Source organism: Streptomyces albidus (ex Kaewkla and Franco 2022) (assembly GCF_013870515.1).
Taxonomy (GTDB): domain Bacteria; phylum Actinomycetota; class Actinomycetes; order Streptomycetales; family Streptomycetaceae; genus Streptomyces; species Streptomyces albidus.
Genome location: NZ_JACBXA010000256.1, coordinates 1 through 7,889, shown reverse-complemented (window position 1 = coordinate 7,889; position 7,889 = coordinate 1). Strand labels below are relative to the sequence as shown.

Annotated in this window: 6 protein-coding genes; 2 read left to right on the top strand and 4 right to left on the bottom strand. The window is 69.9% G+C overall.

Features of this window, described 5'->3' with window-relative positions:
* Both H5J26_RS25725 and H5J26_RS25720 read right to left on the bottom strand, forming a co-directional pair.
* Positions 1–1,725 (bottom strand): alkaline phosphatase D family protein (locus tag H5J26_RS25725; protein ID WP_181768358.1); only part of this gene is annotated, 1,725 nt, incomplete at its 3' end.
* Positions 1,726–1,972: 247 nt separating this feature from the next.
* The gene (locus H5J26_RS25720) at positions 1,973–2,641 is read right to left on the bottom strand and encodes an HNH endonuclease family protein (protein WP_181768357.1); all 669 of its coding nucleotides are present in this window, start codon (positions 2,639–2,641) and stop codon (positions 1,973–1,975) included.
* A gap of 711 nt (positions 2,642–3,352) precedes the next feature.
* On the opposite strand from H5J26_RS25720, the gene H5J26_RS25715 reads away from it, so the two are divergent.
* Positions 3,353–3,937 (top strand): TMEM165/GDT1 family protein, encoded by a 585-nt coding sequence (locus H5J26_RS25715; protein ID WP_181768356.1) that lies wholly within the window; start codon positions 3,353–3,355, stop codon positions 3,935–3,937.
* Between the two features lie 43 nt (positions 3,938–3,980).
* Here the strand turns inward: H5J26_RS25715 and H5J26_RS25710 are convergent, their stop codons facing one another.
* Both H5J26_RS25710 and H5J26_RS32070 read right to left on the bottom strand, forming a co-directional pair.
* Positions 3,981–4,640: a response regulator gene (locus H5J26_RS25710; RefSeq protein WP_181768355.1), complete on the bottom strand. Its 660-nt coding sequence runs from the start codon at positions 4,638–4,640 to the stop codon at positions 3,981–3,983.
* Entirely contained in the window at positions 4,637–5,902 is a 1,266-nt protein-coding gene (locus H5J26_RS32070; RefSeq protein ID WP_181768354.1) for a sensor histidine kinase, read from the bottom strand. Before H5J26_RS32070 ends, H5J26_RS25710 begins: the two co-directional genes overlap by 4 nt.
* A 318-nt stretch (positions 5,903–6,220) precedes the next feature.
* Here H5J26_RS32070 and H5J26_RS25700 point away from each other — a divergent pair, with 318 nt between their 5' ends.
* Positions 6,221–7,390: a DUF418 domain-containing protein gene (locus H5J26_RS25700; protein ID WP_309238069.1), complete on the top strand. Its 1,170-nt coding sequence runs from the start codon at positions 6,221–6,223 to the stop codon at positions 7,388–7,390.
* The last annotated feature ends 499 nt before the right edge of the window (positions 7,391–7,889 follow it).

The window sequence follows — 7,889 nt, the reverse complement described above, 5'->3', positions numbered from 1 at the left end:
GAGCTCTGTCTCGAAGACACGTTCCAGCCGTGAACCGATGCCGCGGCCCTGACCCGGCACCCCGCCGGGGCTGTTGGCGCCCTCGGGGACCGCCTGTGCCTGCTCCAGCGAGAGGTTCGCCGAACGGCCGCACAGCCGGAGGGTCATGAGCTGGTTCCCGAACCAGGGGCCACCCGTGCGCCTCCACTTGACGGGCAGCTTCGGCGTACGCGCGTGACGCGCCAGCGCCCGGCCCAGCCAGCGCCCGGCCCGGCTCCAGCCGAAGCGGAAGCCGGCACGCATCACCGCCGGAATGCTGTTGTGCACGGGCGAGCATGTCAGTTGCAGGACACGCGAGTTGACGGGCTGCTGGAAGCGGGGCTCGCTGACGTACGCGTGGTGCACGTCCCCCGACAGCACGCACACCGTCGCGGGCGCCTCGCGCGTACCGGCGACCTCGGCGAGCAGATCCGTCAGCGCGTCGAACGAACGGGGGAAGGCCGCCCAGTGCTCCAAGTCCGCGGCGCGGCGCATGCGTTCGCCGATGCGCGCCCAGCGCGGACCGCGAGCACCCTGGCACAGCGCCGCGTTCCACGCCTCGGCGTCATGGATCGCGGGCGGCAGCAGCCAGGGCAGTGAGGTGCCGATCAGCAGGTGGTCGTAGCCGGCGCCCTTGGGCGGGTCGGCCGGTTCGGGGGAGAGGCCTTCGTCGCGCTGGACGCGCAGACCGGTCAGCATCTGCTCGCGCAGCCACGCCATTTCGTCGTCGCCGAGGATCGCGCGGTGCTTCTCCTCCAGTACGCGTGCCGCTCTCGTGTCGACTATCAGCAGACGCACACGGCCGATGTCCCGGCGATAGCTCCAGCGCACGCTGCTCGGATGGATGTCGGCGCGATCGGCGAACTCGCGCAGCACCGCGGTGCCGTCCTCGACGGCGCGTACGGCGGCGAACGTCGGGTCCTCGGCGAGCTGCCCCGGCGAGAGGTTGCCCAGGTGCTGGTACACCCAGTACGAAGCGAGACCGCTCAGAATGCGCTCGCGCCACCAGCCGGTCGCGCGCATGTCGTTGCGCCACGCCTCGCTCGTGTTCCAGTCGTCTATGACGTCGTGGTCGTCGAAGACCATGCAGCTGGGCACCGTGGAGAGCAGCCAGCGCACTTCCGGGTCGAGCCAGGACTCGTCGTACAGCCAGGTGTACTCCTCGAAGTCGGCGACCTGCTCCCAGGGCGGCTCCGCGAGATCGCGGCGCTCCGCGAGCTTCGCCTTCACCTGTTCCGAGGTCTCGTCCGCGTAGACCTGATCGCCCAGGAGGAGGAGCACGTCGGGGCGATCACCGCCCGCGATGGCGCGCTGGGCGAGGGCGTCGAGCGCGTCGGGGCCTACGGGGTCGTGCGAGCTGGCGGTGGGACGGGCGGCCCAGCGGCAGGATCCGAAGACGACGCGGAGGTCGCTCGCATCGGGTGCGGGGGTGCGGATCGTGCTGGGAGGCAGAGGGGAGCCGGCCGCGGGCCAGACCTGCTCGTCGTCCAGAAGCACTCGGTAGGCGGTCTCGGTGCCCGGCTCCAGGCCGACGACGGTGATCAGCGCATAGTGATGGCCCGAGATCTGCCAGGTGCGGGCGCTGCCGCCGGCGCTCCCCGCCTCGCAGCGGACCTCGGCCTCGCAGGGCTTGTCGGTCTCGATCCAGATCGTCGCCGTGTCCTCGTCGACGTAGCGCAGCAGCGGTCCCAGGCGCAGCCTGACCATGGAAGTTCTCCCTCCGTCGTCCCGCACGGTACGGAACGACCGGGGTGATCGGCGAGTTTCCTGCACCGAGAACGCCGCTCTGTATTTTTTCGCGCTATTTCTCACGCCTACAGAGCAGCACTCAGTGACGCGAGCACCGCTCTGCGAAGTCGGGCGCTCCACGAAGAGAGCACCGCTCCGGCTGCCCCATCAAGGGGAGAGGCGTGTCCCGGAGCAGTGCTCTACATCGTGAGCAGCGGCTGTCTCGTCAGCAGGTGCCGAGCGCCTCGGTCAGCGCGCCCTTCTCCGCCGAGTCCGCGGTCAGGTCGTAGGTGTCCTTCACCCAGATCCACATCCGCGCGTAAGTGCAGTGGTAGTCGTTCTTCGGCGGCATCCACTCGGCCGGGTCCCGGTCGCTCTTCGACTGGTTCACGTTGTCCGTGACCGCGAGGAGCTGCGCGATGCTCATGTCGTTGGCGAGCTTCTCGCGCTCGGCATCCGTCCACTCGCTGGCGCCGGACGTCCAGGACTCGGCGAGCGGCACCATGTGGTCGATGTCGACGTCGGAGGTGTTCGTCCAGGTCTCGCCGTCGTACGGGCTGGTCCAACTGCCGCTCGTCGCCTGGCAGTCGCTGCCGGTCTCCACGCCGTCGCCGTCCCTCTTGAGAACGGCCTCGCGGGTGTCGCAGCCCTCGCCCTGGTCGCTCCAGTGCGGGAACTTCTCGCGGTCGTAGCCGTCCATGGAGCCTTCGGCCTGTTCGTTCAGGCCCTCCAGCATGGTCTTCGCCTCTGATGCGCTCGGCGGGGCGGGGGGTTCTGCCTGAGCGGTGACGCCGTTGACGAGCAGCAGCAACCCTGCGCATGGTGCCGCGAGTGCGGTGATAATGACCGACTTGCGTCGACGCGCGTAGAGCTCGGTGCGTATGCGCTTCTGCATACGAACTCCCTCGGTGTGGGGGGATATTGCGAGGCATGCACCTCGTGGGGGAGATGATGCCGACGACGCGTTGCCGGAAGGCAGGCATCAGGTAACAGCGTGACGACGTGTTCACGTCACATCAAGGCCTTCGTCACAACTGGACGTTGTTCCATGGCCGTTCGAAGGGCGGCATGGGGCCTTCCGTCCCTTCCGTCGCCTCCGTCCCCCCGGTACGGATCAGCTGCCGTTGCTCCGCACCGGGGTGCGGGCCCGGCCGGGTTGTGGCGCTCGTCACTCTTACCGGTGGCTTCGTCGAAGTGGCGCGGGGCGGCGCCAGCCCACCGGCCGCGGGAGAGACGCTGCCGTCGGCCCTGGTCACTCCGGGGCCGGTGCGGTGATCGAGGGGCGGCGGCACCGGACCCGGGATCGCCCTCGGGCCGTCGCACCGGCTAGCCTTGCAGGCGGTTGAAGGGGAGTAGCTCTTCGCCGGACCGTCGACATACTGGGCGTTCTGCCTGTCTGCGGCCACCGCCCTCGAGCGGTGCCCGTCGGCCGGCATCCTCGCCCCGGCGCCCGGAGCGCGGCACCTGGAACCGGCAGCAGGATCGAGCCGGTTCACGGATGCGGCGCCAGCGAGACCTTCGGCAAGCAGCGTCCGTCCTGTACGACGCTGCCGTGCCGAAGTATGCGCTGCGTCGGTACGGCAGCCCCGTCCCAGAGGAACCATCCGTGATCAGCTTCTCCGTCGCCGCCGTCGTCTTCGGTGTCGTCTTCCTCGCCGAACTGCCCGACAAGACAGCCCTCGCAGGGTTGATGCTGGGCACGCGTTACCGCGCCTCGTACGTCTTCGTGGGCGTCGCCGCCGCCTTCGTCCTGCACGTCGTTCTCGCCGTCGCCGCGGGCAGCGTGCTGACGCTTCTCCCGCACCGTCTCCTTCAGGCCATCGTCGGCCTGCTCTTCCTCGCCGGAGCGGTGGCGCTGCTGCTGAAGAAGGACGACGGCGATGAGGAGCAGGTCAAGGCTCCGGCCGACGAGTCCTTCTGGAAGGTGTCCGGCGCCGGCTTCATGCTCATCCTCGTGGCGGAGTTCGGCGACCTGACCCAGATCATGACCGCCAACCTCGCGGCCCGTTACGACGATCCGCTCTCCGTCGGCCTCGGCGCCGTGCTCGCGCTGTGGGCGGTGGCCGCTCTCGGCATCCTCGGTGGGCGCACCCTCATGAGGTTCGTTCCGCTGAAGCTCATCACCAGGGTCGCGGCGCTGCTCATGCTGGGGCTCGCCGCCTTCAGCCTGTACGAGGCCCTCGCCCCCTGACGTCGTGGGACGTCGGCGTCCGTATCCGTAGTGGCGTGGCGGGTCAGTCGGCGGCGCTCAGCCCGTGGCGGCCGGCGAGGACGATGGCCTGGGCCCGGTCTCGCAGCCGCAGCTTCATCAGGATGCGGGTGACGTGCGTCTTCACGGTGCCTTCGCTGATGAAGAGCCGGGCGGCGATCTCGGCGTTGGACCCTCCGCGCGCCAGCAGTTGGAGGACTTCGCGCTCGCGCGCGGTGAGCTGGTCGTAGCCGGGCGGCGGAGTGGGATCGGGCGGCGGGTTGGCGGTGTAGCGGTTGATGAGGCGACGCGTCATCGCGGGGGAGAGGACGGCGTCGCCGTTCGCGGCCGAGCGGACGGCCTGCTGGAGGAGTTCGGCCGGGGAGTCCTTGAGGACGAAGCCGTCGGCTCCGGCCGCCAGGGCCTGATGGAGACAGCTGTCGAGGCCGAAGGTCGTGACGATCACGATGCGCGGCGTCCTCGGCCGGGCGTGCAGAGCGCGGGTGACGGCGATGCCGTCGCTGCCGGGCATCCGGATGTCGAGGAGCACGACGTCGGGATTCAGACGGGCGACCTGCGCCAGCGTCTCCGGGCCTGAGGCCGCCTCTCCGACGACGGTGAGGTCGTCGGCCGCGTCGACGACGAGCGACAGGCCGCCGCGGACGAGAGTCTCGTCGTCGGCGATCAGCACGCGGACCCGGGTCATGGCGTGTTCCTGGGCAGCTCGACCGAGAGCGCGAATCCGCCGTCCTCGCGCGGCTCGGCGCTCATGGCCCCGCCGAGTGCGGACACACGTTCACGCAGACCGATCAGTCCGGTGCCGGTTCCGTGGACGAATGCGGGAACGGGCCCTGCCGGTGCGCCGTTGTCGACGCTGACGGTCAGGCGTTCACCCGTGGCGCATACGGAGACGCGGACCTTGCTGCCCGGCGCATGCCGTACCGCGTTGGTGAGGCCTTCCTGCACGGTGCGGTAGGCGGCGGCCGTCAGGCTCGGCGGATGGCTGCCGCCCTCGGGCAGCGGCTCCAGGGTGGCGTCGAGTCCGCTCTCGCGAGCCCCCTCCACCAGGGCGTGCAGATCGTCAAGTCCGGGACTGGGTGCGGGCGGTCCCGCGTCGTCGGCCGAGTGACCGCCCGCGACCGGGCCCGTGTCCGGGTCGGTGTCCGCGTGGGCGACGTCATCCGAGGGCCCGTCGGCGTCGTCGTGACGAAGGACGTGCAGCATGGCGCGCAGATCCTCCATCGCCCGCCTGCCCGCTTTCTCTATCGTTCCGAGCGCTGACTCCGCGGCTTCGGGCCGTTCGCGCGCCACGAGACGGGTGCCTGTGGCCTGGAGCACCATCAGGGTGACCGCGTGGGCGACGGTGTCGTGCAAGTCACGGGCCACAGCGCGGCGTTCAGCGGCGACGGCCGCGCGTATCCGGGCCTCCCGCTCGTGTTCGGCGTGCCGGCGGGCCTCCGCTTCGTGCGCGAGTCGTTCGCGCGCCAGCCCGGATCGCCCGAGGAGCCAGGCCGCCCACAGCGCGACGCTGACGAACAGCGCGTCTTCGAGGGGGTCCGCGTTGACGGCGATCGGACCGGCCCACTCCTCGGAGAGACAGGCCGCCAGCAGGACGAGAGCCGTCGTACGGGAGGGGGCGTACCGCCCCGCGACGAAGGCCGCCACCAGCACGGCGAGCAGCGGCATCGCCAGCTGTGTGGAGGGAGTCAGCCAGCTCGTCTGGGCCATCGCGGCAGACAGAGCGAGGAGCACCGTGAGTGTGGGACGCCGTCGTCCGGCGAGCATCGGCGGCGTCATTCCTGCCGCGCACAGGACGTTGGCCCACAACGGCCCTGCCAGATCGGCCGAGACCGCCGTCTCCCGTGCGGAGGCCAGGGTGAACAGCAGCGCTGCCGCCAGGCCCCACGCGGGGTCCTTCGCCGTCTTCGCCGGGCGTCGTTCCGCCAGGCCCTGCCACTGACCGGTCACGCGGCAAGTCTAGGAACCGGGCTCACCCCGTTGCACCGATGTGTGTACGACGAAGGTCGCACTCTCTCTGCGTCGTCGGCCGTTCACACAGCGGTCGCTACGACCCAGGTCGTACAGGGACATGAGAATTCCGGCAGACGCCCCGGAGGTGCAGCCGTCCATACGGTCGGTGCGTTCCCACCCGACAGGAGCTGTGCCCCCATGCGCTCGTCCGCACGTCCTCATTCGTCCAGACCGTCGGTGCCGCCGGGCAGATCGCCCTCACCCGTGTCCGCGCCCGAAGCCCCGCCCGGGGGTGGGGGCGGACGCTTGGCCGACGTGGACTCCTTCCGCGGGTTCGCCCTGTTGGGCATCCTGGTGGTCAACTCCACATATTTCGCTTCCGCGTTCCACGGGACCGGGGTGGCGGACCCCGCCTTCACGAGCTCGGTCGACACCGCTGTGGGCTGGTTCGTCACCATCGTTTTCGAGACGAAGTTCTATCTGCTGTTCTCGTTCCTCTTCGGCTACTCCTTCACGCTGCAGCGACGGGCGGCGCTGCGACGTGGCACCGGCTTCACCGCTCCCTTTCTCCGCCGTCTGATCGCGTTGGCGCTCATCGGCGCCGCCCATGCCGTGCTGCTCTTCACCGGCGACATCCTCAGCACGTACGCGATGCTCGGCCTGGTGCTGCTGGCTCTGGGCCGTGTGCGGCCGCGTACCGCGGTCGTCACAGCGGCTGTGCTGCTGACGCTGGTTGCCGCCGCCTATGCGGGACTCGGTGCGCTCCAGGCCGCCGCCGGTGAACTCCACACGCTCGACATCGGTGCGGTGACCGCCGAGGCTGAGGCACTGGCCGCTCAACTCTCAGGCAGTCCAGGCCAGGTGGTCGCCGCGCATGTGCGGGATCTGCCCGGGACCGCCGTGGTGCTTCTCCTCTTCCAGGCGCCGGCCGCTCTTGCGATGTTCCTGCTCGGCCTCGCCGCGGGGCCACGTGAGCTGTTTGCGGACCCCGTGCGGCACTTCAGGGCCGCCCGCCGCATCCAGTGGGCGGGCTTTCCCGTCGGGCTCGCGGGCAGCCTGATCTACGCTCACGCCGGCCTGCACGGTGCGGGAACTCCCTACGAGCTCTGCGCGTTGGCGCTCGATCTGCTCACCGCCCCGGCTCTCGCCGCCGCCTACGCGGCGACCCTTCTGCGGGCGCTCCACGGCGGTCTCGGTGATCGGCTCAGGGGAGCCCTCGCGCCCGCCGGCCGGATGGCCCTGAGCAACTACCTTCTCCAATCCGCAGTGCTGGCCCTGGTGTTCACCGGCTACGGATTCGGTGCCGTGGGCCATCTGCCTCCCCTCGCCGTGCTGGGCTCTGCCCTTGTCCTCTACCTGGCACAACTGCGGTTGTCCGCACGCTGGATGCGCACCTACGCGTACGGCCCCGTCGAATGGGTTCTGCGTGCCTTCACCAACCTGGAGCGGCCCGCATGGAAGCCGCATCGGTTGTCATCGAAGTGAGCACTGAAGAACGCAGGGTGCACCGGGCAGCTGTCTGCCGAAGAGACGGATGTGACACGGGAGTTCATCCGTGGCGACTGTGATGTTCGCACTGCTTTTCGGGCTGCGGTTGACCGACCAGTACACGGAACGCGTAAGGTGCACCGCTGGACAGTCACTGGCGATTCGGGTGAGCAGTCGCGCAACGGGCGCGACGGGCGAAGCCCAGGGGAGGTGCCGGGATGACGGCGCATAGATGCTGCCCGGAGTGCGGCACGGAACTGCCGGCTCACGGGGGGACTTTCTGTGGCTGCGTAGGCCCGTTCACGGCTGAGCACGTCGACCCGATGCACATCCGTCCATACGTGGACCTCCCGGAGCCCGTCGACGAGGGTTCGCAGACTCCGGACCTCGAGCCCTTCGCGCGGTGCGGCACGGGGGAGACGGCGGAGATGCCCGCTGTGCTGCCGCCCGAGCAGCCGCCCGCTCCGGAACACGGCGAACTGCAGGGTCCATCCGT